Annotated in this window: 16 protein-coding genes; 8 read left to right on the top strand and 8 right to left on the bottom strand. The window is 69.8% G+C overall.

What is annotated here, in order from left to right; all coding sequences use genetic code 11:
* Positions 1-88: 88 nt before the first annotated feature.
* A complete protein-coding gene (locus A6B37_RS19335) occupies positions 89-490 on the bottom strand; it encodes a DUF2946 family protein (protein WP_111826654.1) in 402 nt (133 codons plus the stop codon).
* Between the two features lie 134 nt (positions 491-624).
* Entirely contained in the window at positions 625-2652 is a 2028-nt protein-coding gene (locus A6B37_RS19330; protein WP_246842527.1) for an alkyl sulfatase dimerization domain-containing protein, read from the bottom strand.
* A 209-nt stretch (positions 2653-2861) separates the two neighbouring features.
* Here A6B37_RS19330 and A6B37_RS19325 point away from each other — a divergent pair, with 209 nt between their 5' ends.
* The 5 genes from A6B37_RS19325 to A6B37_RS19305 all read left to right on the top strand — a co-directional run bounded on the left by A6B37_RS19325 (position 2862) and on the right by A6B37_RS19305 (position 12034).
* Positions 2862-4400, top strand: a complete 1539-nt coding sequence (locus tag A6B37_RS19325) for a sensor domain-containing diguanylate cyclase (protein WP_111826652.1) — start codon at positions 2862-2864, stop codon at positions 4398-4400.
* 253 nt (positions 4401-4653) lie between these two features.
* Positions 4654-5805: a UDP-N-acetylglucosamine 2-epimerase (non-hydrolyzing) gene (wecB, locus tag A6B37_RS19320; RefSeq protein WP_111826651.1), complete on the top strand. Its 1152-nt coding sequence runs from the start codon at positions 4654-4656 to the stop codon at positions 5803-5805.
* A 38-nt stretch (positions 5806-5843) separates the two neighbouring features.
* Complete coding sequence (locus A6B37_RS19315; protein ID WP_111826650.1) at positions 5844-8045, top strand: cellulose biosynthesis cyclic di-GMP-binding regulatory protein BcsB; 2202 nt, start codon at positions 5844-5846, stop codon at positions 8043-8045.
* A 15-nt stretch (positions 8046-8060) separates the two neighbouring features.
* Positions 8061-9746 (top strand): glycosyl transferase family protein, encoded by a 1686-nt coding sequence (locus A6B37_RS19310; RefSeq protein ID WP_111826649.1) that lies wholly within the window; start codon positions 8061-8063, stop codon positions 9744-9746.
* Positions 9743-12034: a hypothetical protein gene (locus A6B37_RS19305; protein WP_111826648.1), complete on the top strand. Its 2292-nt coding sequence runs from the start codon at positions 9743-9745 to the stop codon at positions 12032-12034. Before A6B37_RS19310 ends, A6B37_RS19305 begins: the two co-directional genes overlap by 4 nt.
* A gap of 12 nt (positions 12035-12046) precedes the next feature.
* On the opposite strand, the gene A6B37_RS19300 is transcribed toward A6B37_RS19305, so the two are convergent.
* The 4 genes from A6B37_RS19300 to A6B37_RS19285 form a co-directional block, all read right to left on the bottom strand.
* The gene (locus tag A6B37_RS19300; RefSeq protein ID WP_246842515.1) at positions 12047-12985 is read right to left on the bottom strand and encodes a DUF4434 domain-containing protein; all 939 of its coding nucleotides are present in this window, start codon (positions 12983-12985) and stop codon (positions 12047-12049) included.
* Between the two features lie 50 nt (positions 12986-13035).
* Positions 13036-13452, bottom strand: coding sequence for a YidB family protein (locus tag A6B37_RS19295; protein WP_111826646.1), 417 nt, complete (start codon positions 13450-13452; stop codon positions 13036-13038).
* A 112-nt stretch (positions 13453-13564) separates the two neighbouring features.
* A complete protein-coding gene (locus A6B37_RS19290) occupies positions 13565-14782 on the bottom strand; it encodes a lytic murein transglycosylase (RefSeq protein WP_111826645.1) in 1218 nt (405 codons plus the stop codon).
* Between the two features lie 4 nt (positions 14783-14786).
* Positions 14787-15608 carry a ferritin-like domain-containing protein gene (locus tag A6B37_RS19285; protein WP_111826644.1) on the bottom strand — a complete coding sequence of 274 codons (822 nt, stop codon included), beginning with the start codon at positions 15606-15608 and terminating at the stop codon, positions 14787-14789.
* An 87-nt stretch (positions 15609-15695) separates the two neighbouring features.
* On the opposite strand from A6B37_RS19285, the gene A6B37_RS19280 reads away from it, so the two are divergent.
* A complete protein-coding gene (locus A6B37_RS19280; protein WP_111826643.1) occupies positions 15696-16826 on the top strand; it encodes a GNAT family N-acetyltransferase in 1131 nt (376 codons plus the stop codon).
* 352 nt (positions 16827-17178) lie between these two features.
* Here the strand turns inward: A6B37_RS19280 and A6B37_RS19270 are convergent, their stop codons facing one another.
* Both A6B37_RS19270 and A6B37_RS19265 read right to left on the bottom strand, forming a co-directional pair.
* Complete coding sequence (locus A6B37_RS19270; RefSeq protein WP_111826700.1) at positions 17179-17649, bottom strand: DUF1854 domain-containing protein; 471 nt, start codon at positions 17647-17649, stop codon at positions 17179-17181.
* Between the two features lie 20 nt (positions 17650-17669).
* Positions 17670-19955, bottom strand: a complete 2286-nt coding sequence (locus tag A6B37_RS19265) for an ABC transporter ATP-binding protein (protein WP_111826641.1) — start codon at positions 19953-19955, stop codon at positions 17670-17672.
* Positions 19956-20215: 260 nt separating this feature from the next.
* Here A6B37_RS19265 and cphA (A6B37_RS19260) point away from each other — a divergent pair, with 260 nt between their 5' ends.
* On the top strand, positions 20216-22831 hold the full coding sequence (cphA, locus tag A6B37_RS19260) for a cyanophycin synthetase (protein ID WP_111826640.1): 2616 nt from the start codon (positions 20216-20218) through the stop codon (positions 22829-22831).
* 62 nt (positions 22832-22893) lie between these two features.
* On the top strand, positions 22894-25464 hold the full coding sequence (gene cphA / locus A6B37_RS19255; RefSeq protein WP_102774522.1) for a cyanophycin synthetase: 2571 nt from the start codon (positions 22894-22896) through the stop codon (positions 25462-25464).
* The last annotated feature ends 67 nt before the right edge of the window (positions 25465-25531 follow it).

Raw genomic sequence — 25531 nt, 5'->3', positions numbered from 1 at the left:
AGTGTCGGGAATCAGGTCGGCGCGCGTGCGTGCCTGCGCGCGCGGCCGGCGGCCGCGCACGCAACGCATCGAAGGCGCAGGAAGACGGTCAGGCGGACGGCGGCGGGGCGCGCGATTTCTGCGGCAGCCGCGCCAGCGCGCTGGAGAAATGGACCGCGACGCTCGGGCGCGGCAGGACGGGCGCAGCCTCGGGCAGCAGCCATGCCAGCACGAAAAGCTCGGGCAGCGTGGCGCCGGACAGCATGGCGCAGCCGGCGACGCAGCAATGCGGCAGGGAGCCGCTGTGCTGGCTGGCGTCCTGGGTGGCGCCGGAGATATCGAGGGAGACGACGCGCGGCCCGCTGGCCGTGCAGACGATGGTGGTGGCGGTCTTGCCTGGCGCGGGGCCCGGCGAGGCCATCGAGGAAGATGCGATCAACGCCTGGAACACGAACAGCAGCGCTGCCGCAAGCGCGACCCACCGTCTGTTGGCGTTGATAGCTGTATGCATTCGTATTTCCCGATGAGCGCAGATGGTATCACGCAGGGGCGTAGCAGACGCCCCGGGGAAATCCGGGCCGATATGATCTGGAACAAGAACCGGCGCCGCAGCGCGGATGCGGCGGCGCCGGGCGCTTCAGCGCGTCACGGCGTGACGATGTTGAACCAGAACTCGAAGTTGTCGAGCGCGGCGAACATGTCGGTGATCTTCTGCTGGTCGCCGCTGACCTGCACGTCGCCCTTGGCGATGGCGTCCTTGAGCGTGGTTTCCTTGAGCATCATGCGGTTGAGCGTGTCGCGGCTGAGCGTCATGCTGGCCGTGGGCTCCTTGGCCTGCTTGCCCTCGGTATGGTTGAGCACGCTGTTGACCATCTCCAGCGTGTACTTCTGCCTGGTGTCGGTGAAGTCCAGGTTCAGCACCACGTGCTTGCCCGCCGCCTTGTCACGGTTCAGGCGCACCGCGAAATAGTCGAACAGCATGTCCAGCGTCATCGCGCGCACCGTGTCCGCGCTAGCGGTGTCCGGCGTCGGCAGCTTCTGCACGCCTTCGCGCAGTTCCTTGGCGCCGGTCAGGTAGAAGTTGCGCCACGGCCCGCTCTCGGCCTGGTAGCCCATCTGTTCGAGCGCGTCGGCCTGCAGGTTCCTGGCCTCCTGGTTGTTCGGATCGGCGAAGACCGCGTAGTTCACGACTTCGGCCACCCAGCGGTAGTCGCCACGCTTGTAGTACTCGCGCGCCTTCTTCAGGATGGCCGGCACGCCGCCCATCATGTCGACGTAGCGCTTGGAAGACTCTTCGATGGGCAGGGTGTGCAGCGTGGCGGGATTGCCGTTGAACCAGCCGAGATACAGCACGTAGGTGGCGCGCACGTCATGGTTCACGGAGCCGTAGTAGCCGCGGTTCGAGAACTTGGTGGCGATGGACTCGGGCAGCTTGACCTTCTCGGCGATTTCTTCCTTGTTGTAGCCCATGTTGGCCAGGCGCAAGGTCTCGTCGTTGATGTAGCGGTACATATCGCGCTGCATGCCGAGCTGTTCCTGGACTTCCTTCTTGCCCCACACCGGCCAGTGGTGCATGGCGTACATGACTTCGACGTCGTCGCCCCACAGCGCGAGCGCCTGGTTCAGGTACTTGGACCAGGCCAGCGGATCGCGGATCTTGGCGCCGCGCAGCGAATACGTGTTGTGCAGCGTATGGGTGGAATCCTCGGCCGTATTCAGCGCCTTCTTTTCCTTGATGTAGTAGAGCATCTCGGCCGGCGCTTCGCTGCCGGGCGCATAGAGGAATTCGTAAGTCAGGCCGTCGATGGTGCGCGTCTCGCCAGTCTTTTCGATGATGTCCGTAGGCGGAATCAGCGTGACGGTCCCGGCCGAGGTGGTCGTGCCCAGGCCCGCGCCGACCTGTCCGGTGGCGCTGGGCGCCAACAGGTTGCCGTACATATAGGAAGCGCGGCGGCTCATGGCGTTGCCGGCCATCACGTTCTCGGCGACGGCGTGTTCCAGAAAGCCCAGCGGCGCATAGATCTTGACCTTGCCGGCCTTGACGTCGGCCTCGTCCACCACGCCGCGCACGCCGCCATAGTGGTCGACGTGGCTATGGGTGTAGATCACCGCCACCACGGGCTTCCTGGGACGGTGCTGGTAATAGAGGTCCAGGGCGGCCTTGGCGGTTTCCGCCGAAATGAGCGGGTCCATGATCGTCAGGCCTTCCTTGCCCTCGACGATCGTCATGTTCGACAGGTCGTAGTTGCGCACCTGGTAGATGCCGTCGGTGACCTGGAACAGGCCCGAGATGTTCAGCAGCTGGGACTGGCGCCACAGGCTGGGATTGACGGTGTCCGGCGCCGGCGCGCCTTCCTTGATGAAGTCGTACTTGGCCGGGTCCCATATCAGGTTGCCCTGCTCGCCCTTGATGACGGTGGCCGGCAGCGGCGCGATGAAACCCTTGTGCGCCAGGTCGAACGAGGTCTTGTCGTCGAACGGCAGTTCCTTGAGCAGGGCCGCGTTGGCGTCCCTGGTCGCGGCCTCCGCGGGCTTGGCCTGCTCGGCCGACCATGCGCCGCCGGCCAGCGAAAACGCCAGCGCGGTCAACGCCGCCTGCGCCAGCCGTCTCTTGGGCGCGCGGGAACGTGTTTGGATATCGGGAAAAACAGCTGCACCGCGGTCTAACTTCATCATGACATGCGCTCCAGACGTGTGGAATGGATGGCCGCGCGGTAACGCGGGATCAGTCAGGCAATGAGGTCGTGCAAATGTGTGCGTTGTTTGCATAAATCGTACACAAGATTTCGCGTAATACAACGGCCAATGCTACAAATGCAACGGCGCCGCGCGATGGCCGCGCCCCTTTCTTTCCACGATGCACATTCTGTGCGGGAGCGACGATGATCGAACGGCGTGGCGCGGCATCCGGCGGCAAGCGCAAGATCGGCCTGCTGGCCGTGCTCACCTTGCTGGCGGTCCTGGGCGTGTGCGTGGGCTTCGGCAACGCGCTGTATTCCGGGTACCAGGTGCAGAAGGCGCAGGTGCTGGCGAACTCGCTGGCGTCCAACCGCGTCTATGCCGAAAAGCTCGCGCAGGTCATCGACGTCTATGTCGACGCCGTGCATCTGCAGCTGCGCGCGGGCGCGCGCCAGCTAGCGCTTCTGGAAAACGATGCGCCCGCCGCGCGCGCCGAACTGCAGCGCCTGGCCAGCCAGGCCGACGCCGTGCACGCGGTCTGGCTGGCCGACGCCGAAGGCCGCGTCATCGACGGCACCGCCGGCGGCGTGCGGCGCCTGGCCGAGCTGGGCGTGGACGAATTGCGCGCGGGCCAATGGATATGGCTGCGTCCGGCCGGCGCGGCGCTGGTCGTGGTGGAGCCGGTGATGCGCGGCGGCGGCGCGGCCGGCTATGTGGCCATGGCGGTGGCGCTCGACGCAGGCAGCGGCATGGACCGCGTGATCAGCGGCCAGGTGCCGGCCGACGGCACCTCGGTGTTCCTGGTCAACCAGGCGGGCGACGTGCTGTATCGCCGTCAAAGCGCCCGCAGCGCGCTGGTGCTGGCCCGGCTGGCGCCCATACGCGAGGCCGGCGCCGCGCCGCTGCAGGACGCGGCCGGCGAGACGGTGCTGACCGGCTACGCGCCGCTGGCGCAAGGACGCTGGGCCATCGTCACGCAGCGCACGCTGGACCACGTGCTTTCGCCGCTGCGCGCCCTGCTGGCGGAATCGTTGCGCTTCGCGGTGCCGGCCTTCGTGCTGACGCTGGCGCTGGTGTGCGCGCTGGCCTACGCGGTGGCGTCGCCGCTGTCGCGCCTGAGCCGCGCGCTGGTGCGCGGCCAGGACGCGGGCCGCGACCTGGACCGGCTGCCGGCCTGGTACGCCGAAGCCGACACGCTGCGCGAAGCCGTCAAGACCACGCTGGCCCAGCACCGGCGCGAGGTGGGTCGCCTCAACCGCGAAACCCTGACCGACCCGATGACCGGCCTGATGAACCGCCGCGCGCTGGACGAGGCGCTGGCGGACTACGAGGACAAGCAGGAGCCGTTCGCCGTCATCGCGCTGGACCTGGATCACTTCAAGCGCATCAACGACACCCATGGCCACGCGGTCGGCGACCAGGTGCTGATCGCGCTGGCGCAGGCGATGCGCGAGGGACTGCGCGGCCCTGACCGGCCGTTTCGCACCGGCGGCGAAGAGTTCATCGCCCTGCTGCCCACCGACCGGCCCGAACAGGCCGCGGAAGTCGCCGAACGCCTGCGCGCCGCGGTCGCCGCCCGGCCCATGCCCGAAGGCGTGGGCGCGGTGACCGTGTCGATCGGCGTGGCCCTGTGGCCCCGCGACGGCGCCGCGCCGCAGGCCGTGATCGAACGCGCCGACCAGGCGCTGTATGCATCCAAGCAGGACGGGCGTAATCGCGTCACGCTGTGGCGCGCATCGTGAGCCGGCCGCGCCTCGCGGCTGTTGCGGACGGACGACAACGTAACAGGCGGTAGTGCCCCGGCGGACGCGCTTTCCCGTGCGAGGATCGCCCTGTTCCCTCGTGCCATCCCCCGTTCGCCGCCCGGCGGCATCGCGAATGTGACGACATATTTCCTTGCGTGTTTATCGAAAGGAAATATTCCGTCACGTATTACCAATGCTTTCAATCGATAATTCTCGCGAGTAAATGCCACCGGATGGGGGGCCGCCCGCGATGAAAGTCCTGTCCATATTCGGCACGCGCCCCGAGGCGATCAAGATGGCGCCGCTGGTCGCGGCGCTGCAAAGCGAACCCCGGATCGACAGCGTCGTCTGCGTGACCGGCCAGCACCGCGAGATGCTGGACCAGGTGCTGGCGCTGTTCGAGCTGCATGCGCAGCACGACCTGGACATCATGGTGCCGAACCAGACGCTCAACGGACTGTATGCGCGCCTGATCAGCCGCGTCGACGGCGTGCTCGAGGCCGAACGGCCGGACTGCGTGCTGGTCCATGGCGACACCAGCACGGCCTCGGCCTGCGCGCTGGCCGCCTTCCACCGGCGCGCGCGCATCGGCCACGTCGAAGCGGGCCTGCGCACCGGCAACCTGGCGCTGCCCTTCCCCGAGGAAATGAACCGGCGCGTGGTCGACGCGGTCGGCGACTGGCTGTTCGCCCCCACCGCCGAATCGCGCGGCAATCTGCTGCGCGAAAACCTGGCGGGGCGGATCACCGTGACCGGCAATACCGTCATCGACGCGCTGGCCGCGACCTGCGCCAAGCTGGCCGCGCCCGGGCCGCTGGCGCGCGAGCTGGCCGCGCGCTACGCCTGGCTCGACCCGTCGCGCCGCCTATTGCTGGTCACCGGCCATCGGCGCGAGAGCTTCGGCGAGGGCTTTCGCAACATCTGCGCGGCGCTGGCGGGATTGGCGCGGCGCGACGACCTGCAGATCGTCTATCCGGTGCACCTGAATCCGCAGGTGCGCAACGTGGTCATGAAAGAACTCGGCGGCCTGGGGAACGTGCATCTGATCGAACCGCTGGACTACCTGGATTTCGTGTGGTTCATGCAGCGCGCCTATCTGATCCTGACCGATTCCGGCGGCGTGCAGGAAGAGGCGCCCTACCTGGGCAAGCCGGTGCTGGTGATGCGCGAGGTCACCGAACGTCCGGAAGCGGTGCGCGCGGGCACGGTGGCGCTGGTCGGCACCGACACGCAGCGCATCCTCGCCGAAGTGAGCCGGCTGCTCGACGATCCCGAGCTGCACGCGGCCTACTCGCGCCGCATCAATCCCTATGGCGACGGCCGCGCGAGCCGGCGCATCGTCGATGCGCTGTGCGGCCGCGCCGTCGCCGAATTCGATCCCTACGGCCCGGCCGCCGGCTAGTCCCTGTTCCCGCGATACCTCCCCTGCCCGGAGCCCTCATGTCTCACGCCCCGCACTCCTCCGCCCGCCTTCTCCGCCGCGCCCTGATGGCCGCCGGGCTGCTGCTTCCCCTGGGCGCCCTGGCCAGTCCCGCCGGCGACGCCTTGCGGCGCCAGACCGACGACTGGGTCGCGCGGGAGGTCAGCCTGGAGGATCTGGGCATACGCGAGCCGGTGGTGCTCAGCAACAGCGACGCGCGCCAGGAGTTCTATCTGCCGGTGCCGCGCAGCGCGCCCATCGCCGACGCCGCGCTCGAATTCGACGCGCGCTACGCCAAGGGCGAGCCGGGCCGCGCCAGCATGGTGTTGTGGGTGGACGGCGTGCCGCAGACCGCGCAGCGCATCGCCGACGGGGAAGGCTCGGCCGCGCGCAGCCTGAAGGTGGAGCGCCGCAGCCGCGAGACCGGCTTTCTGCGGTTGAGCGTGGACTGGCAATCGGACATCGGCCTGCGCCAGTGCGAGAGCAACCGCGCCACCGCCAATGCCCTGACGATCTCGCCGCGCACGCGGCTGAGCTACCGCTACGACGCTTCGGCCATCGACAGCCTGGACGAAGCCTGGGGCATGCTGCCCGCCCGGCCGGTGCTGATGGTGTCGGGCGCGCGGCTGGAGCAGCAGGCGTTCGACAGCGCCTGGCGCCTGGGCGTGGCGATGGAACGCAGCGGCAAGCGCGTGGCGGTCCGCGGCTTCCCGTCCGTGGGAGACGAGGTCGACACGCGCGGCCTGCAGGTCCCGGCCGGGCTGGGGCAGCTCGCGGCCTTCGCCGCGCTGGCCGGCGGCGACAAGCACAAGCTCGCCAACCCCGCCGAAATCGGCGCGCTGCTGGTGATGGGCGCGCCCGCGGTCAGCGGCGACGTGGTGATCGCCGACGCCGCCTTGCGCGCCCGCTACAAAGAGGCGCTCGACGCCTTGCAGGCGCAGTTCGACTCGGACGCCGACGCGGCCCAGGCCTACAAGACGTGGCGCGCGCGGCGCATGCCGCTGGCCGACCAGGCGCTGCAATCCCGCGAGATCCGCGTGCTGCCGCTGGGACGCCAGCCCGCCATCGCGGTGGCCGCCGATGCCGGCGCACAAGGCGCGGGCGCGTTCGATAACGCCTGGCGCCGCATCCTGGTGACCCGCCAGGTCCAGGTGCAGGCGGCCACCCCGCCGCAGGCGCTGGACCACGGCGGCCTGCGTCTGAGCACGCTGGGCGGCTCGTCGGCCAGCTTCGACGTGGTGGCGCGCGGAGACTGGAACCTCAGCTTTCCGCTGGCCGCCGTGTCGGCCGACGGCGGCATGCCCGAAGAACTGGTGCTGGACCTGGCCGCCGCGCCCGGCGCTTCGTCCACCCGGCCGGTGGCCTCGGTGTTCTGGAACGGCATCCTGCTGGGCGCCAGGCAGATGGACGCCGACGGCAAGCCCGAACGCCTGACGGCGCGCGTGCCCGGCTATGCGCTGGGCGTGACCAACACCGTGCGCGTGACGTTCCAGCGCCAGCCTGTCTCGGTGGACTGCAACGAGACGCCGCAGGGCTATCCCGTCAACGTGCTGCCCACCAGCCATGTGAAGCCCGGCCGCGCCCGGCCCGACGGCAGCTTCATCGGCCTGCTGCCGCTGCTGGCGGGCCATCCCGAACTGATCGTGCCCGACGCCTATCTGGCCGACGCCCCCGCGAGCCTCAAGCGCGTGATCGGCATCGCCGCGGCCAGCGGGCTGTCGGCCTCGCGCGCGGCGCTGTCGGTCGCGCCGGCCGGCCAGGCCGCCAGGCCGGGGCGTCCCTTCGTGGCGATGGAAGTGGCGCTGGACGGCGCCCAGCCGCAGGTCAAGGTCGCCGACCGCAAGCAGCTCACGGTCGCCGGCAAGCGCGCGACCTGGCTGGACATCTCGGGCCTGGACAAGCTCAGCACCGCCGAGGTCGTGAGCGCGGGCGGCCAGGACGGCGTGCTGTGGCACGCGCTGGGCCAGGAGCCGGGCCTGGACACGCCTTTCGTGCTCAACCGCGGCGACATCGCCATCATCGGCGCAGCCGGCCCGCTGGCCTGGATCGACAGCGCCAATCCCGGCGCCGGCCAGGCGCCGGGCGCGGGCGACAGCGCGTTCTTCGAATGGCGCCGCTATCTGTCGTGGGGCGTGCCGGCGCTGAGCGTCGGGCTGCTGGTGCTGCTGCTGATCCTGATCGCCGCGATGCGGATCAATCGCAGGAACAAGGGCCCCAAGTAATCCGGAGGCGGCGCCATGTCCTCGCTTTACTGGCCCTACCTCATCGCCGACTACTACCGCGGCCTGGAAATCGTGACCGCGGCGGTCGGCGTGATCATCCTGCTGTCGAGCCTGGACGACCTGTTCATCGACGCCTGGTACTGGCTGCGGCAGGCGCGCCGCGCGCTGACGGTCAAGCGCCGCTACGCGCCGCTGACCGCCGAACAGCTGCGCGCCAAGCCCGAGCAGCCGCTGGCCATCATGGTGCCGGCATGGCTGGAGTACGACGTGATCGCGTCCATGCTGGAGACCATGGTTTCCACGCTGGAATACAAGAACTACATGATCTTCGCCGGCACTTACCAGAACGACGAGCGCACCATCAAGGAAGTCGAGCGCATGCGGCGCCGCTACCGCCAGCTGATACGGGTGGAAGTGCCGCACGACGGCCCGACCTGCAAGGCCGACTGCCTGAACTGGATCGTGCAGGCGATCTTCGCGCAGGACGGCCGCCAGCCTGTGCCCTTCGCCGGCGTGATCCTGCACGACAGCGAGGACGTGCTGCACCCGCTGGAACTGAAGTACTACAACTACCTGCTGCCGCGCATCGACTTCATCCAACTGCCGGTCACCTCGCTGGAACGGCACTGGTACGAGCTGGTCGCCGGCACCTACATGGACGAATTCGCGGAATGGCACACCAAGGACCTGGTGGTGCGCGAAAGCCTGTCGAAGATGGTGCCCTCGGCCGGCGTGGGCACCTGCTTTTCGCGCCGGGCCCTGACCGAACTGGCGGCGGAAACCCAGAACCAGCCCTTCAACACCGACACGCTGACCGAGGACTACGACATCGGCGCGCGCCTGGCGCAGCGCGGCATGCGCCAGATTTTCGGCAAGTTCGAAGTGGAGTACGTCGCCCGCCGGCGCTCGTGGTTCGGCCTGGGCCCCGAGAAAGTCTCGGCCATCTCGATGCCGCTGGGCGTGCGCGAGTATTTCCCCAACACCTTCCGCACCGCCTACCGGCAGAAGGCGCGCTGGACGCTGGGCATCGGACTGCAGGGCTGGCAGCAGGTGGGCTGGACCGGCACGCTGGCCACCAAGTACCTGCTGTTTCGCGACCGCAAGGGGCTGGTCACCTCGTTCATCGCGATCCTGGCCTACCTGCTGCTGGCCAATTTCTTCCTGTTCTACCTGGCCGACCGCTACGGCTGGTGGACGGTGTATTACCCCTCGTACTTCCGGCCGGACGGCTGGCTGGTCACGCTGATGTGGGTCAACGCCGTCGCACTGCTGCTGCGGGTCGTGCAGCGTGCCTATTTCGTCAACCGCATGTACGGCTGGGAGCACGCCCTGCTTTCCATGCCGCGGATGATCGTGGGCAACTTCATCAACGCCATGGCGGCGGCACGCGCGTGGCGGCTGTTCATCGGCCATCTGATCACCGGCAAGCGCCTGGCGTGGGACAAGACCATGCACGACTTCCCGTCCACCGACCAGCTGAGCCAGCAGCGCCAGCGCCTGGGCGACCTGCTGCTGTCGTGGCAGGCCATCGACCACGCCGCGCTGGAACGCGCGCTGGAGATCCAGTCGCGCGAGAAACGCCCGCTCGGGGAGATCCTGATGGAACAGGGCTCGCTGGACCCGCATACCTTGCACGAAGCGCTCTCGTTCCAGCAAGGCGCCTCGGCCGACCCGCCCTCCCACAAGCCGTCTTCGCCATGACTATTCTTTCCCGCTCGCTGGCGATCGCCGCCCTGCTGACGTGCGCGGCGGCGGCCGGCGCCGCCGAACGGCCGCTCGACGGCGACGCCTACCAGCTCGCCGACCAGGCCTACAAACAGTACGACGCCGGCCACTACGAAACCGCCCAGGTCATGGCGGAGAACGCCATCCGGCTGCGGCCCGACGTGGCGCGGCTGCGGCTGCTCCTGGTCTACGCGCTGGAGAAACAGGGCAAGCGCCAGGAGGCGGCGCGCGCCGCCGACCGCGCGATCGCCGACGGCCTGGGCACGCCCGAACTGCGCCAGGCCCTGGCCGGCCTGCGGGCCGCGCCGGCCGCCGCCGTGCGCACGCCCGCGCCGCAATCCGCGCAGCAGCCCGCGCAACCGGCGCCCAGGACCGCCGCCCGCCCCGCCCCCAGGACCGCCTACCAGCGCGCCTATCCCGTGGCCGCGCGCGCCTACGCGGACTATGCGCGCCACGATTACGCCGCGGCTGCCGCCGGCGCCGAGCGCGCCTTCCGCGCCGTGCCGTCGCAAGGAGAATGGGCGTTGCTGTGGGTGGAATCGCTGGGCGCGCAGCAGCAGTTCGAAGCCGCCGGCCGCGCCGTCGACAGCGCGCTGGCGCTGGGCGCGCCCAACAAGGCCGCGCTGCGCGCGCGCAAGCAGGACTTGCAGCGGCAGATCGCCGCCAGCCGGATGCCGCCGGCTCCCGCCCCGGGCAGCGAGGCCGCCGCCGGCGCCTATGCCGCCTACGACCGCGGCGAATACCAGCAGGCCATCGCGCAGGCCCGCGAGGCCGTGGCGCAGGCGCCCGGCAATCCGGATTACGCCCGTCTGCTGACGACCACGCTGGCCGCGGGCAATCCGGCCCAGGCCGCCGAGGCGCGCGCCCGGCTGGACGACGAGATCGCCCGCCAGCCGGATTCGGCCGAACTGCTGGCGCAACGCGGCTACGTGCGCCAGCGCCTGGGCCAGCCGGCCGGCGCGGCGGACGATTTCGCCGCCGCGCGCGCCACCGGCAAGGCCCCGCCCCGCCTCATTCTGGACCAGGCCTATGCGCAATCGGCGATGGGAGACAACCGCGCCGCCACCGATACCCTCAAGCAGGCGATAGACCAGGACGACGCCGGCCAGCTGGGGCTGAACCCGCTGGAGCGCTACAACACGCGCAGCGCCATCGCCAACCTGTCGCGCGAATGGGGCGCGTCGTTCTCGGCCTCGTACCGCGGCGCGCGGCCGGCCAGCTCCAGCCTGGGCGGGGCCGCCATCAACACGCCCGGCGACGTGGTGTTCAGCACCGCCGAGATCTTCTGGCGCCCGCCCGAACTGAACAACCGCTGGGGCATGCTGGAAGCCTATGCGCGCAGCTCCAACACGCTGCACGACAGCGGCAGCACCTACGAATCGCGCCAGAACGTCGACCCCTGCACCGGCGAGCGCACGCCGGACGAACGCGACGACGAGGAGCGCTTCCGCGACAACCGCACGGCCTCGGGCATCCCCAGCACCATCGGCGCGCTGGGCCTGCGCTACCTGCTGGCCGACACCGGCGTGACCTTCGGCATCGAACGCCGCTTCTACCTGGGCTCGGCCACGCGCCAGGGCTATGCCTATCCCGAATCCAGCTCGGTCCAGTGCAATGCGCAAAAGGCCTTCCACCAGCAATACCCCGGCCTGGACGACCAGAGCGCGGTGGCGCGCTACAAGCTCAACGGCAACGCCGGCGGATGGATGACCTACGTCACCTATGGCTATTACCGGGGCCGCGAACTGCGCGTGGACACGCCCAGCTGGCTCACCATCGAGGGCTACGCGCAGGCCGGCTATGCCTGGGACGACAACAGCGCGCGCTATACCGCCTATTCGGTGGACTCGCGCGGCAACCGCCAGCAGGAACTGGGCAGCGCCTCCGGCCGCCTCAAGCGCGAGCAGGCTTTCCTGTCCGGCGAGCTGCGCGTGGGCCGAAGCTTCCGCGCGACCGCCATCAGCGACAAGCTGGTGCTGTTCCCCTACGCGGTGGTGGGCGCGGACTGGCTGTGGCAGAAAGACGTAGCCAAACTGGACGACATGCCGCTCTATGGCAGCCAGTCCGTGGTCCTGTCCAATCACGACAGTTCCTGGTCGCTGGGCGTGGGCCCGGGCTTCAACGTGCGCTACTGGTTCCGCGAAGACCACTACAACGCGCCCCGCTCCTACCTGGACCTGGGCGTGCAGTACCGGGCCAGCATCGGCGGCGGCGCGAGCGACCGCGCCAAGGGCTGGTTCATGAACATGACGCTGTCGTATTGACGCGCCGCGGCGCTACGGCGGCCATTGCCGCCTGAGGCGCTCGGCCTCGGGCGTGGGTCCGATGAGCCAGGGATCGGCGGCGAAGGCGGCCACGCGCTGCGCGCGATAGCCGCGCGCGATGCGCAGCTGCCTGCGGACGCGCGCGGCGTCGGCCGAGCGCGCGCGGAAGGTGGTGCCGTCCTGCCGTTCCGAGGGCAGTTCCTCGAACAGTTCCACGATCAGGTCGAACGGCGCGCGCCGCGCCAGCAGCATGCGGTGCAGCGGCTCCAGCGCATCGTAGGCGGCCATGCCCGCCACGCCCACGCCGTCCTGCAGCATGGGATGCAGCGGCGCCGCGTCCAGCAGCTCGCTCCACAGGTCAGCCAGGCTCAACGGCCCGGGCAGCTTGCTGTGATAGGTGGAGATCGGCAGGGCCGCGCCGGCCTGCTGCGCCAGCGGCGCGCACAGGCCGGCCAGCCATTCGCGCAGGCGCTGGCGGCGCTGTGGCGCGGCCCAGCTGTGCTGCTCGATTTCGTAAGGGATGTACCAGCCGCGAAACGCCGCGCGCCGCGGCCAGGGCGAGGAGCCGGCATAGTCCAGCGCGGCCGCGCCCGCCGCCTGCAGGAATGCGGCCAGCGCCGCGTCGTCGGGATCGCCCAGCTGCCGCCACCAGCGCTCGTCGTAGGGCAGGCCCAGCTGCAGGCCCATGCCCAGGCGCTCGGCCTCGTCGAAGATCAGCCCCAGCGTGGCGGCCGGCAGCTGCCACGGCCGGGGTCCGCCGCTGGCGCCCACCCATTGGATGACGATCTCGCGGAAACCCAGCCCGTGCATGGCGGCGATGCGTTCGCGCCATGCCTGCGGCGCCAGGTCCAGGTGGCTGGGCCACAACTGCCAGAACGTGCTTTGCGGCGACCAGGCGGGCGCGCATGCGGGCAGGCCGGCGGCGGCCGCCGCCAGGCCCAGGCCGCACAACAGGCGCCGCCGGCCGGAAGATGCGGGCTGGGACTGCCGGGCGATGGGAATCAGCCCGCGCGGTTGCCGAACATGCCCGACAGCGAGGCCAGCAGGTCGGCCGGGTTGAACTGCGGGCTGGCCGGCACCGCGCCGTCGGGCGTGGCCTGGTCCACCAGCTGCGGCAGCAGCGAGGCCAGCGAGCCCAGCACCGAATTCGTGTCCTGGCCGGTCTTGGCGGCCAGCTCATTGACCACGCCGGGGTCCAGCACCGAGCCCAGCTGGTCGGCGCTGACCGGCAGGTTCTGGCCGGTGCTTACCCAGGAGGAAACGATCTCGCTCAGGCCGCCCTTCTGGAAGGCGGCGATCAGTCCCGCCAGTCCGCCCGGGTAGTTGTTCAACTGCTCGATCAGCGCGGGCAACAGCGACGCCGAGCCCCCTTGCTGATTGCCGCCGGCCATCGAGGCCAAGGTATCCAATAGGCTCATCATCGTGCTCCAGAAAAATCGGAAAACCAGTATAGGCCCGAGTCCGGCGCGGCGGGCGTCATCCGGCGCTCGCGGTTGCAGATCTTTGCAAAGCTTGTCGTTGCCGGCCGTTTCAGTCGACCGCCTTGGGCTGGCCCGCCCGCAGCGCCTGCAGCGACTTCAGGCCGGCGCGCCCGTCCGCGGGCAGGCCCAGCTCGCGCTGCGCCGCCTGCAAGGCGGCCCGGGTGCGCGCGCCTATCATGCCGTCGGGCTCGCCCACGTCATGGCCCCGCGCGATCAGCAGGCGCTGCAGTTCGCGGCGCTGGGCCCGCGACAGGCCCGGGTCGTCGGTCGGCCAGGCCTGGACCAGCGGCCCGCCGCCGCGCAGCCGGTCCGACAAATGGGCAATGGCGAGCGCGTAGCTTTCGGCGGCGTTGTAGGAATACAGGGCGTCGAAATTGCGCGTGACCAGAAAGGCCGGACCGTTGCGTCCCGCCGGCAGCAGCAGGCCGGCCGGCGCGTCGCCCGCCGGCAAGGGCCGGCCGTCCGCGCGCGCCACGCCGCGCTGCGCCCAATAGGACATCGGGCGCTTGTTCTTGCGGCCGGACACGCCGGCGTCCAGGCCGGCGGGCAGCCGGACCTCGTAGCCCCAGTCCAGGGCCGGGTTCCAGCCCGCGCGCTTGAGGAAATTGGCGGTCGAGGCCAGCGCGTCCGGCACGCTGTCGACCAGGTCGCGGCGGCCGTCGCCGTCGAAATCCACCGCCAGCCGCAGGTAGGTGGACGGCATGAACTGGGTCTGGCCGAACGCGCCGGCCCAGGACCCCGTCAGGCGTTCCGGCGCCATGCCCTCGTCCTGGATGATTTTCAGGGTGGCATAGAACTCGCCGCGGAAATAGGCCTGGCGGCGGCCGAAGCAGGACAGCGTCGACAGCGAGACCAGCAGCGGCCGTCCGCCCAGCGTGCGGCCGTAATTGCTTTCCACGCCCCAGACGGCGGCCACGGTGGCCGGGTCCACGCCATAGCGCGAGGCGGCCCGCTGCAGCTCGGCCTGCCAGCGCGCCATCGCCGCCTGGCCGTCGGCCACGCGTTCGTCGTCGACCAGTCCGGCCATGTAGTCCCAGATGGGCGTTTTGAATTCGGGCTGCGCGTCGAGCAGGCCGATCACCGCCATGTCGGGCGCCAGGCCCGCGGTATGGGTGTCGAAGGTCGCGCCCGACACGCCGGCCTTGAGGGCCGGCCCGCGCAGCTGCGCCAGGCAGGCCGCGAAGGGCTCGGCGGCCTGGGCCGCGAAAGCCGGCAGCGCCAGCGCGGCGCAGGCCAGCAAGGCGTGGGCAGGGATACGCTTGCGCATGGGTTCAGCCCTCCTGCAGCGCCGCGAGCTCGGCGTCGTCGAAGCCGGCGGCGCGGCGCGCCTCCAGGTTGAACGGCCCGCGCAGGCGCGGCGCGCCGTGGCGCCTGGCCAGTTCCGCGTAACAGGCGACGGGGTCCAGGCCCGATTGTTCGCACAGGCGCTTGTACCAGGCGTTGCCGATGGCGACGTGGCCGATCTCGTCGGCCAGGATGATGTCGACGATGGCCGCGCTTTCGCGGTCGCCGGCCCCGGCCAGCTTGTCGCGGATCAGCGGCGAGGCGTCCAGGCCGCGCGCCTCCAGCGTGCGCGGCACCAGCGCCAGGCGCGCCAGCAGATCGTCGCGCGTGCGCTCCGCCATTTCCCACAGGCCGTTGTGGGCGGGGAAATCGCCGTAGGCGTGGCCCAGGGCCTCCAGGCGCTGCCTGAGCAGATCGAAGTGATACGCCTCTTCGCGCGCCACGCGCAGCCAGTCGCGATAGAAGGCCTCGGGCATGCCTTCGAAGCGCCACATGATGTCCAGCGCCAGGTTGATCGCATTGAACTCGATATGGGCCAGGGCGTGCAGCAGCGCCGCGCGCCCTTCCTGCGTGGCCATGGAACGCTGCCGGACTTCGGACGGCGCAACCAGCGGCGGCCGCGCCGGGCGGCCCGGCAGCGCGGCGTCGGGCGTGAACACCGCGTCGCAGTCCAGCGTTGCGGCGTCCGAAATGGCGCGCACCGCGGCCAGCTTGTCCTGCCACGCCGTGGCGGCCAGCGCCGCCAGGGCCTGTCCGCGCAGGCAATCGCGCCCATTGCCGCCAGCCGGCGGCGCCGTCTTGATATCCATACTCCATCCCGCGCCGGAAAACGGCGCCTCGCCAAAAAACGCCACGGCTTCAACGCCGTGCAAGCACGGAGACTTTATCATCCGCCTATGGATTCCCTGCGCCTGACCATAGAAACCGACCTGGCCCGCATCGACGCCGGACAGTGGGATGCCCTGGCGGGCGACCAGCCCTTCCTGCGCCACGCCTTCCTGCACGCGCTGCACGAGACCGGCTGCGCCGCGCCCCAAACCGGCTGGGCGCCCCACTACCTGGCGCTGTGGCGGGACGACGCGCTGGCCGCGGCCGCGCCGCTCTACCTCAAATCGCATTCCCGCGGCGAGTACGTGTTCGACTACGCCTGGGCCGACGCCTTCCAGCGCCACGGCATGCGCTACTACCCCAAGCTGCTGTCGGCCGTTCCGTTCACGCCCGTGACCGGCCCGCGGCTGCTGGCGCGCACCGACGAGGACCGCGACACGCTGGTGCGCGGGCTGGTCGCCTTCGCCGAAGAAATCGGCGTGTCCTCGCTGCACCTGCTGTTTCCGGACGACGCCGACCTGCGCGCGCTGCGCGCGGCCGGCTTCATGGTGCGCGAAAGCGTGCAGTTCCACTGGACCAACCCGGGCTATGCGGACTTCGAGGCCTTCCTGGCCGCGATGAGCCACGACAAGCGCAAGAAGATCCGGCAGGACCGCAAGAAGGTCGCCGCCGCCGGCCTGGACTACCGCTGGCTGCGCGGCGAGCAGATCGGCGCGGCCGAACTCGGCTTTTTCTACGAGTGCTACTGCCGCACCTACTTCAGCCACGGCAACCCGCCCTACCTGAGCCGCGAATTCTTCGAACGCGCGCATCGCGAACAGCCCGAGGCCTTCGTGCTGATCCTGGCCCAACGCGACGGCGTACCGGTGGCGGCCGCGCTCAACCTGGCCGGCGGCGACGCGCTCTACGGCCGCTACTGGGGCGCGACCGAGTACGTGCCGGGGCTACATTTCGAGACCTGCTACATGCAGTCGATCGCCTATTGCATCGCGAACGGCATCGCCCGCTTCGAGGGCGGCGCGCAGGGCGAGCACAAGATGGCCCGCGGCCTGCTGCCGACCCCCACCTGGTCGGCCCACTGGGTCGCCCACCCCGGCTTCGCCGACGCGATACGGGGCTTTCTGGACGAAGAGACGGTTGCGGTGGCGGATTATCTTGGAGAACTGGAAACGCACACGCCGTTCAAGCGGGTGGGTTGAGGTGGATGGCGTGGCGGGAGCCGGCGCTTGGCTCTTGCCACGAAAGGCGGCGGCTGCGCCGCCTGATGGGTTTCGCGCGCTCGCGATCGGTGTTCTTGCTTAAGGGCTCTCGCGCTGCACCCATCCTACACGCCCACGTCGGCGCGGACGCAGGCGTGCAGGCCAAGGCACGTAGGATGGGTGCAGCGCGGCAGTTCCTGGGCAAGAACCCAATCATCGAACGCGCGTAACCCATCGGCCGGTGGCAGCCGGTATTTGCGTCTGCCGCGAAAGGCGGCGGCTGCGCCGCTTGATGGGTTTCGCGCGTTGGATGTTGGAGTTCTTGCTCAAGAATTCTCGCGCTGCACCCATCCTACAGAAACCGGTCCAGCAGCTTGCGGCTGTGCTTGTCCAGCGACTGGATGTCGCGCACCAGATAGAAGATGCCGTGGCTGTCGGCGATCAGCAGGGTCTGCGGGCTCAGGCGCCGGATGTCCTCTTCGCCGCGCAGCGTGAACGAGGTCGGCCCGCGGTCGGTTTCGACCTTCCAGACGCTGGGCGTGGCGAAGCTGGACACGCTGGCCAGCTTGCGGATCTCGGGCATGAATTCCCGGCGCTGCAACTCTTCTTCGACCAACGCGCGCGCGGAGGCGGGCAGGTCGGACAGCTGTTCGATCCAGAGCAGTTCGCGGCCTTCGCCGGTCACCAGCGACAGGCCGCGGCCGGCCTCGCTGATCGGGAAGGCGCGCACCGGGATGACGCCCTCGTGGACCTCGCCCTCGGCGGACTGGAACTCCAGGCGCCCGAAGGCGTTGCGGCGCAATTGAAACGGCGGCAGGGTCATGGCGGTCATCCCGGTTGGCGTCAGGCCACGGCGGCCATGTCTTCACTGCCCGACGCCTGGGCGTCGGCCTCGGCCTGGCGCGCCTGCGCCTGATAGAGCCGGTAGTAGGCGCCCTCGCGCGCCATGAGTTCCTCGTGCGGCCCCTGCTCCACGATCTGGCCGCGGTCCAGCACCACCAGCCGGTCGGCCTTGCGCAGCGTGCTCAGGCGGTGGGCGATGGCGATCGTGGTGCGTCCGCGCACCAGGTTGTCGAGCGCCTTCTGGATTTCCTTTTCGGTGGTGGTGTCGACCGACGAGGTGGCCTCGTCCAGGATCAGGATGCGCGGGTCGATCAGCAGCGCGCGCGCGATCGAGATGCGCTGGCGCTCGCCGCCCGACAGCGCCTGGCCGCGCTCGCCCACCAGCGAGTCGTAGCCGTGCGGCAGCCGCAGGATGAACTCGTGCGCGTGCGCGGCGCGCGCCGCGGCCACGATCTCGTCGCGCGTGGCCTCGGGCTTGCCGTAGGCGATGTTCTCGGCGATGGTGCCGAAGAACAGGAAAGGCTCCTGCAGCACCAGGCCGATGTTGCGCCGGTAGTCGGCCACGCGCACCGAACGGATGTCGGCGCCGTCGACCAGCACCGCGCCTTCCGACACGTCGTAGAAGCGGCAGATCAGGTTGATCAGCGTGCTCTTGCCCGAACCGCTGTGGCCGACCAGGCCTATCATCTCGCCCGGCTCGATGTTCAGGTTCAGGCCGCGGATGACCTGGCGGTTGCCGTAGCGAAAGCCCACGTCGCGCAGTTCGATGCGGCCGTCGATGTGCGGCAGCCGGGCCGGATTCTGCGGCTCCGGAACGCTGGAGACGTGGTCCAGGATGTCGAAGATGCGCTTGGCGCCGGCGGCTGCCTTCTGCGTGACCGACACGATGCGGCTCATCGAATCCAGGCGCGTGTAGAAGCGGCCGATGTACGCGAGGAACGCGGCCAGCACGCCGACGGTGATCTGCTTTTGCGACACCTGCCAGATGCCGAAGATCCACACCACCAGCAGGCCGACTTCCGTCAGCAGCGTGACCGTGGGCGAGAACAGCGACCAGGTGGTGTTGACCCGGTCGTTGACTTCCAGGTTGCGGTTGTTGGCCTCGCGGAAACGCGCGACCTCGCGCTTTTCCTGGGCGAAGGCCTTGACCACGCGGATGCCGGGTATGGTGTCGGCCAGCACGTTGGTGATTTCCGACCAGATGCGGTCGACCTTCTCGAAGCCGTGGCGCAGCCGGTCGCGCACCGCGTGGATCATCCAGATGATGAAGGGCAGCGGCACCAGCGTGACCAGCGCCAGCCAGGGATTGATCGACACCAGGATCACCGCCGTCATGACGATCATCAGAATGTCGGTGGCGAAGTCCAGCAGGTGCAGCGACAGGAACACGCAGATCCGGTCGGTCTCGCTGCCGATGCGCGAGATCAGGTCGCCGGTGCGCTTGCCGCCGAAGTATTCCAGCGAAAGCTGCTGCAGGTGTTCGTAGGTGGTGGTGCGCAGGTCGGCGCCGATGCGCTCGCTGACCCAGGCCAGGATGTAGGTACGGGCCCAGCCCAGCCCCCAGGCCAGGAAGGCCGACGCCAGCAGGCCGCCCAGGTACAGGCGGACCTTGCCGTAGTCGATGGGCGCGCCGTTCTGGAACGGGATCAGCACGTCGTCCATCAGCGGCATGGTCAGGTACGGCGGCACCAGGGTGGCCGCCGTGCCCATCAGCGTCAGCAGGAAACCGGCCAGCAGCGGGCCGCGGTAGGGCCGCGCGAAACGCCACAGGCGCAGCAGCGCCCAGGTGGAGGACGGCGCCGCCTGTTCCTGCTTGCACGTGGGGCACTCCTGCGCCCCCGCGGGAATGGCGTTGTTGCAGATCGTACAGGTGCGTTCGGCCGGCTCCTCGGCGGGGCGGCCGGACAGGCGGATGGCCTGCTGGGCCTCGAACTGCGCCAGCAGGCGCAGCGCGGCCGGGTTGCGGGCCAGGGTGAAGCGCCACGCGCCCAGGCGGGCGGCGTCGTCGTGCAGCTCCAGCAGCGCGGCGCCGGCGTGGTCGCTCAGGCCCAGCTTCAGCCCGGGGCCATAGGCCCAGGATTCCCAGCCGGCGTCGTCGGCGCGACGGGCCAGCAGGCGTCGGTCGGTGGCGGCGACCAGGCCGGGCCGGAATTGCAGACGGGCGTCCAGATCGGTCTCGACCCAGGCGAGCAGGCTCTCGCCATCGGCCAGTTCGGCGCGGATTTCATCCTGCCAGCGGGCAGGAACGGCAGCGGCCAAGCCGGAAAACAGGTGTGTTTTTTTCATTGAAGCGCATACCGGGCCAGGACTCTGCCCTACGAGGCCACCGGTTCGCCACCGGGAGGGGCGGGAAACGTGTCCCTTCCTTACAACACAACGAGTTAACGCCCTGAAGGCGTCGTATAGTATCAGCCGATTTTTCTAATTAGGAATATCTGGGATCCCCCGACTCGTTGGCATTATTCTAAAGGCGCAACCCCAATAAATTCGCGGTCTAGCATAGGGGCGTCCGCGCGTGCCAACCTGCTTCTTCAGCAAATTAAAACATGAAAAAGAAAGACATTGAATTTCTCGATGTCGTGGCTTTGCGCGGCCCGAACATTTGGACGTATCGCCCGGTTCTGGAAGCATGGGTGGATATCGGAGAGCTGGAGGACTATCCCTCCAACACGATTCCCGGCTTCTACGAACGCCTGACCGCATGGCTGCCCACGCTGATCGAGCACCGCTGCAGCCCGGGCGTGCGGGGCGGGTTCCTGTCCCGCGTGCGCGAAGGCACCTGGCCGGGCCACATCCTGGAGCACGTCACGCTGGAGCTGCAGAACCTCGCGGGGCTGCGCGGCGGCTTCGGCAAGGCCCGCGAAACCTCCACCCGCGGCGTCTACAAGGTGGTCGTGCGCGCCTGGCAGGAACAGGTCACCCGCGCCGCGCTGCAAGAGGCGCGCGACCTGGTCATGGCCGCCATCGAAGACCGCCCCTACGACGTGCCCGCCGCCGTCTCCAAGCTGCGCGGCCTGATCGACCAGCACTGCCTGGGTCCCAGCACCGCCTGTATCGTGGACGCCGCCGACGACCGCGACATCCCGTACATCCGCCTGTTCGAGGGCAACCTGGTGCAGTTCGGCTACGGCTCGGCGCAGCGCCGCATCTGGACGGCCGAGACCGACCGCACCGGCGCCATCGCCGAAGGCATCTCGCGCGACAAGGACCTGACCAAGGAGCTGCTGTCCACCTGCGGCGTGCCGGTGCCCGAAGGCCGCCTGGTCGACAGCGCGGAAGACGCCTGGGCGGCGGCCGAGGACATCGGCCTGCCGGTGGTCGTGAAACCCTATGACGGCAACCACGGCCGCGGCGTATTCACCAACCTGGTCACGCGCGAGGAAGTGGAATCGGCCTACCGCGTGGCGGTGGACGAAGGCAGCGGCGTGATCGTCGAACGCTTCGTGCTGGGCAACGAGCACCGCCTGCTGGTGGTCGGCGACCGCATGGTGGCCGCCGCCGCCGGCGAGCCGGCCTGGGTGACGGGCGACGGCAAGTCCACCATCGCCGAGCTGATCGACAGCCAGATCAATACCGACCCGCGCCGCGGCCGCACCGAAAACCACCCGCTGAATCCGGTGCGCCTGGATTCGGCGGCGCGCCTGGAGATCGCGCGCCAGGGCCTGTCCGAGGACGGCGTGCCGGCCGAAGGCCAGCGCGTGCTGGTGCAGCGCAGCGGCAACGTCGCCTTCGACGTGACCGACCGCGTGCATCCCAGCGTCGCCGCCACCGTGACCCTGGCCGCGCGCATCGTCGGCCTGGACATCGCCGGCGTGGACCTGGTGGCCGAAGACATCTCGCGCCCGCTGGACGAGCAGCGCGGCGCCATCGTCGAGGTCAATGCCGGCCCCGGCCTGCTGATGCACCTGAAGCCGGCCGACGGCGCGCCGCGCCCGGTGGGCCGCGCCATCGTCGACCACCTGTTCCCCGAGGGCGACAGCGGCCGCATCCCCATCGTGGGCGTGACCGGCACCAACGGCAAGACCGTGGTGGCGCGCCTGGTGGCGCGACTGCTGCACCTGTCGGGCAAGCGCACCGGCCTGGCCTGCAGCGAAGGCCTGTACCTCGACCGCCGCCTGGTGCAGAAAGGCGACCGCGCCGATTTCGATTCCGGCACGCGCCTGCTGATGAACCGCAACCTGGACGCCGCCGTCATCGAGAACGACAGCGGCGTGATCCTGGGCCAGGGCCTTTCCTACGACCGCTGCCAGGTCGGCGTGGTCACCAATATCGACGACGCCGACCACCTGGGCGACTTCGACATCAACGACACGGAGCGCATGTTCAATGTGTTCCGCACCCAGGTCGACGTGGTGCTGCCCGGCGGCGCGGCGGTGCTCAACGCGCGCGATCCGCAAGTGGTGGAGATGGCCGAGCTGTGCGACGGCGCGGTGATCTTCTTCGGCATCGACCCCGCCCTGCCCGCCATCGCCGCGCACCTGGCCCAGGATGGCCGCGCCGTGTTCGTGCGCGACGGCGCCATCGTGCTGGCGCAAGGCGCGCGCGAGGAAAAGCTGGCCGCCGTGGCCGCCATTCCGCTGACCCACGGCGGGCGCGTGGCCTTCCAGGTCGAGAACGTGCTGGCCGCGGTCGGCGCGGCCTGGGCGCTGGACATTCCGGTCGAACTGATCCGCGCCGGCATCGAGACCTTCGACATCGACCAGGCCGACGCGCCCTGGCAGTTCACGCTGTTCGAACGCAACGGCAGCACCGTGGTGGTCGACGACGTGCACAACGCCTCGGCCCTGCGCCCGCTGATCGCCGCCATCGACCAGTTCCCGTCGGCGCGCCGCGCCGCCGCCTATTCGGCCGGCGCCGACCGGCGCGACCAGGACCTGGTCGAACAAGGCAGGCTGCTGGGCGACGCCTTCGACCGCGTGGTGCTCTACGACGACCTCACGGTGCGGAGCAAGCGCCCGCCGGGCCAGGCGCGCGCGCTGCTGCGCCAGGGCCTGGCGCAGGGTTCGCGGGTGCAGGAAGTGCTGGACGAGCCCGACCACGGCAAGGCGATCGACAGCCTGCTCAAGGGCATCGTCGCGGGCGACTTCATCCTGCTGCAATCGGACGAGGCGTTCTCCGGCCCCACCATCGACCTGGTCCGCCGCTGGATTCAGCAATACTGACAATATCCGCGCGCGCCCTGCGCATCGCGCGGGCGCGCGCGAGCTAGACAGGAATACCTGCCATGGAAGTTTCCCGTATCCGAGCCTTGCGCGGTCCCAATCTGTGGAGCAAGAACACGGCGATCGAGGCCATCGTCTCCTGCGCCGACGCCGAGTGCTCCATCGACAACCTGCCCGAGTTCGAAGCGCGCCTGCGCGCGCGGCTGCCGCAGACCGGGGTGCTGCGCCCCGAAGGCCACCAGGGCGCGGTGTCCATCGCCCACGTGCTGCAGATCGTCGCGCTGACGCTGCAGGCCCACGCCGGCTGCCCGGTCACGTTCGGCCGCGTCGCCTCCACCATCGAGCCCGGCGTGTTCCAGGTGGTGGTGGAATACAGCGAGGAGGAAGTCGGCCGGCTGGCCATGGAGCTGGCGCAGACGCTGGTGCGCGCCGCGCTGGACGACGCGCCGTTCGACCTGGCCGACGCCCTCAAGCGCCTGCGCGAGCTGGACGAAGACGTGCGCCTGGGCCCCAGCACCGGCTCCATCGTCAACGCCGCGGTCGCGCGCAATATTCCCTACCGCCGCCTGACGCAGGGCAGCATGGTGCAGTTCGGCTGGGGCAGCAAGCAGCGCCGCATCCAGGCCGCGGAAACCGACAGGACCAGCGCCATCTCCGAATCCATCGCGCAGGACAAGGACCTGACCAAGATGCTGCTGGACGCCGCCGGCGTGCCGGTGCCGATGGGACGCTCGGTCACCACCGCCGAAGACGCCTGGGCCGCGGCGCAGGAGCTGGGCGGCCCGGTCGTGGTCAAGCCGCGCGACGGCAGCCAGGGACGCGGCGTGGCGGTCAATATCGAGACCCGCGAGCGCGTGATCCAGGCGTTCGAGGCGGCCGAGGAGATCAGCGCCGAGGTCATCGTCGAACGCTACATCCCGGGCCATGACTTCCGCCTGCTGGTGGTGGGCGGCTCGCTGGTGGCGGCCTCGCGCCGCGACCCGCCGCAGGTCACCGGCGACGGCCAGCACACCATTCGCCAGCTGGTCGACCAGGTCAACGCCGACCCGCTGCGCGGCGACGGCCACGCGACCTCGCTGACCAAGATCCGCTTCGACGACATCGCCCTGGCCACGCTGAAGAAGCAGGGCTTCGAGGCCGATTCCGTGCCGCCGGCCGGCACCCTGATCCTGCTGCGCAACAACGCCAACCTGAGCACCGGCGGCACGGCCACGGACGTGACCGACGAAGTGCATCCCGAGATGGCGGCGCGCGCGGTGTCCGCGGCCCGCATGATCGGGCTGGACATCTGCGGCGTGGACGTGGTGGCCGAAAGCGTGCTGTATCCGCTCGAGGACCAGCACGGCGGCGTGGTCGAAGTCAACGCCGCGCCCGGCCTGCGCATGCACCTGAACCCCTCGTTCGGCAAGGGCCGCGCGGTGGGCGAGGCCATCATCGCGAACATGTACGCCGACGGCGACGACGGCCGCATCCCGGTGGTGGCGGTGGCCGGCACCAATGGCAAGACCACCACGGTGCGCCTGACCGCGCACATCCTGGGCGTGGCCGGCAACCGGGTCGGCATGACCAACTCCGACGGCGTCTACGTGGACAATCTGCGCATCGACACCGGCGACTGCAGCGGCCCGCGCAGCGCCCGCAGCGTGCTGATGCATCCCGACGTGGACGCGGCCGTGTTCGAGACCGCGCGCGGCGGCATCCTGCGCGAAGGCCTGGCCTTCGACCGCTGCAACGTCGCCGTGGTCACCAACATCGGCATGGGCGACCACCTGGGCCTGGGCTACATCAGCACCGTCGAGGACCTGGCCGTGGTCAAGCGCGTGATCGTGCAGCACGTGCATCCCGACGGCACCGCCGTGCTGAACGCGGCCGACCCCATCGTGGCCGAAATGGCCGCGAGCTGCCCGGGCTCCATCACCTACTTCGCCGAGGACCGCAACCATCCGGTGATGGCCACGCACCGCGCGCAGGGCCTGCGCGCCGTGTACCGCGACGGCGACGCGATCGTGGCCGCGCAGGGCGCGGCGGAGACGCGCTATCCGCTGGCGGCGATTCCGCTCACGCGCAACGGCACGATCAGCTTCCAGGTCGAGAACGCCATGGCCTCGGTCGCCGCGGCCTGGGCGCTGGGCCTGAGCGAGGACGTGATCCGCCGCGGCCTGGCCAGCTTCGTCAACGACGCCCAGACCGCGCCCGGACGCTTCAACGTGTTCGACTACCGCGGCGCCACGGTGATCGCGGACTACGGCCACAACCCCGACGCCATCCTGGCGCTGGTGCGCGCGGTGGACGCCATGCCGGCCAAGCGCCGCTCGGTCGTCATCAGCGGCGCCGGCGACCGGCGCGACGAAGACATCCGCATGCAGACCGAGATCCTGGGCGAGGCCTTCGACGAGGTGGTGCTCTATCAGGACCAGTGCCAGCGCGGCCGCGCCGACGGCGAGGTGCTGGCGCTGCTGCAGCAGGGCCTGGCCAACGCCACGCGCAGCAAGCGCGTCGATGAGATCTACGGCGAGTTCCTGGCCATCGACACCGCGCTCGCGCGCCTGACGCCGGGCGACCTGTGCCTGATCCTGGTGGACCAGGTGGAAGAGGCGCTGGCGCATATCGCCGGCCGCATCGCGCAAGCCTGAAGCGGCGCGTCGGCGCAATGCAACGGGGCGCCCGCGGGCGCCCCTTTTTCATGCATGGCCGCTTGCG

The organism is Achromobacter sp. HZ01 (genome assembly GCF_003267925.1).
GTDB lineage: Bacteria > Pseudomonadota > Gammaproteobacteria > Burkholderiales > Burkholderiaceae_B > Achromobacter > Achromobacter pulmonis_A.
The sequence above is the reverse complement of the archived record's forward strand: the minus strand, read 5'-3'. Positions and strand labels throughout refer to the sequence as shown.

What these genes read in the sequence shown, in the direction of transcription:
- A6B37_RS19325 (WP_111826652.1), top strand. Translation starts at nt 2,862, where the DNA reads ATGATCGAACGGCGTGGCGCGGCATCCGGCGGCAAGCGCAAGATCGGC.
- cphA (WP_102774522.1), top strand. Translation starts at nt 22,894, where the DNA reads ATGGAAGTTTCCCGTATCCGAGCCTTGCGCGGTCCCAATCTGTGGAGC.
- A6B37_RS19330 (WP_246842527.1), bottom strand. Translation starts at nt 2,652, where the DNA reads ATGAAGTTAGACCGCGGTGCAGCTGTTTTTCCCGATATCCAAACACGT.
- A6B37_RS19285 (WP_111826644.1), bottom strand. Translation starts at nt 15,608, where the DNA reads ATGGATATCAAGACGGCGCCGCCGGCTGGCGGCAATGGGCGCGATTGC.
- A6B37_RS19335 (WP_111826654.1), bottom strand. Translation starts at nt 490, where the DNA reads ATGCATACAGCTATCAACGCCAACAGACGGTGGGTCGCGCTTGCGGCA.
- wecB (WP_111826651.1), top strand. Translation starts at nt 4,654, where the DNA reads ATGAAAGTCCTGTCCATATTCGGCACGCGCCCCGAGGCGATCAAGATG.
- cphA (WP_111826640.1), top strand. Translation starts at nt 20,216, where the DNA reads ATGAAAAAGAAAGACATTGAATTTCTCGATGTCGTGGCTTTGCGCGGC.
- A6B37_RS19290 (WP_111826645.1), bottom strand. Translation starts at nt 14,782, where the DNA reads ATGCGCAAGCGTATCCCTGCCCACGCCTTGCTGGCCTGCGCCGCGCTG.
- A6B37_RS19265 (WP_111826641.1), bottom strand. Translation starts at nt 19,955, where the DNA reads ATGAAAAAAACACACCTGTTTTCCGGCTTGGCCGCTGCCGTTCCTGCC.
- A6B37_RS19305 (WP_111826648.1), top strand. Translation starts at nt 9,743, where the DNA reads ATGACTATTCTTTCCCGCTCGCTGGCGATCGCCGCCCTGCTGACGTGC.
- A6B37_RS19280 (WP_111826643.1), top strand. Translation starts at nt 15,696, where the DNA reads ATGGATTCCCTGCGCCTGACCATAGAAACCGACCTGGCCCGCATCGAC.
- A6B37_RS19315 (WP_111826650.1), top strand. Translation starts at nt 5,844, where the DNA reads ATGTCTCACGCCCCGCACTCCTCCGCCCGCCTTCTCCGCCGCGCCCTG.
- A6B37_RS19270 (WP_111826700.1), bottom strand. Translation starts at nt 17,649, where the DNA reads ATGACCCTGCCGCCGTTTCAATTGCGCCGCAACGCCTTCGGGCGCCTG.
- A6B37_RS19295 (WP_111826646.1), bottom strand. Translation starts at nt 13,452, where the DNA reads ATGAGCCTATTGGATACCTTGGCCTCGATGGCCGGCGGCAATCAGCAA.
- A6B37_RS19310 (WP_111826649.1), top strand. Translation starts at nt 8,061, where the DNA reads ATGTCCTCGCTTTACTGGCCCTACCTCATCGCCGACTACTACCGCGGC.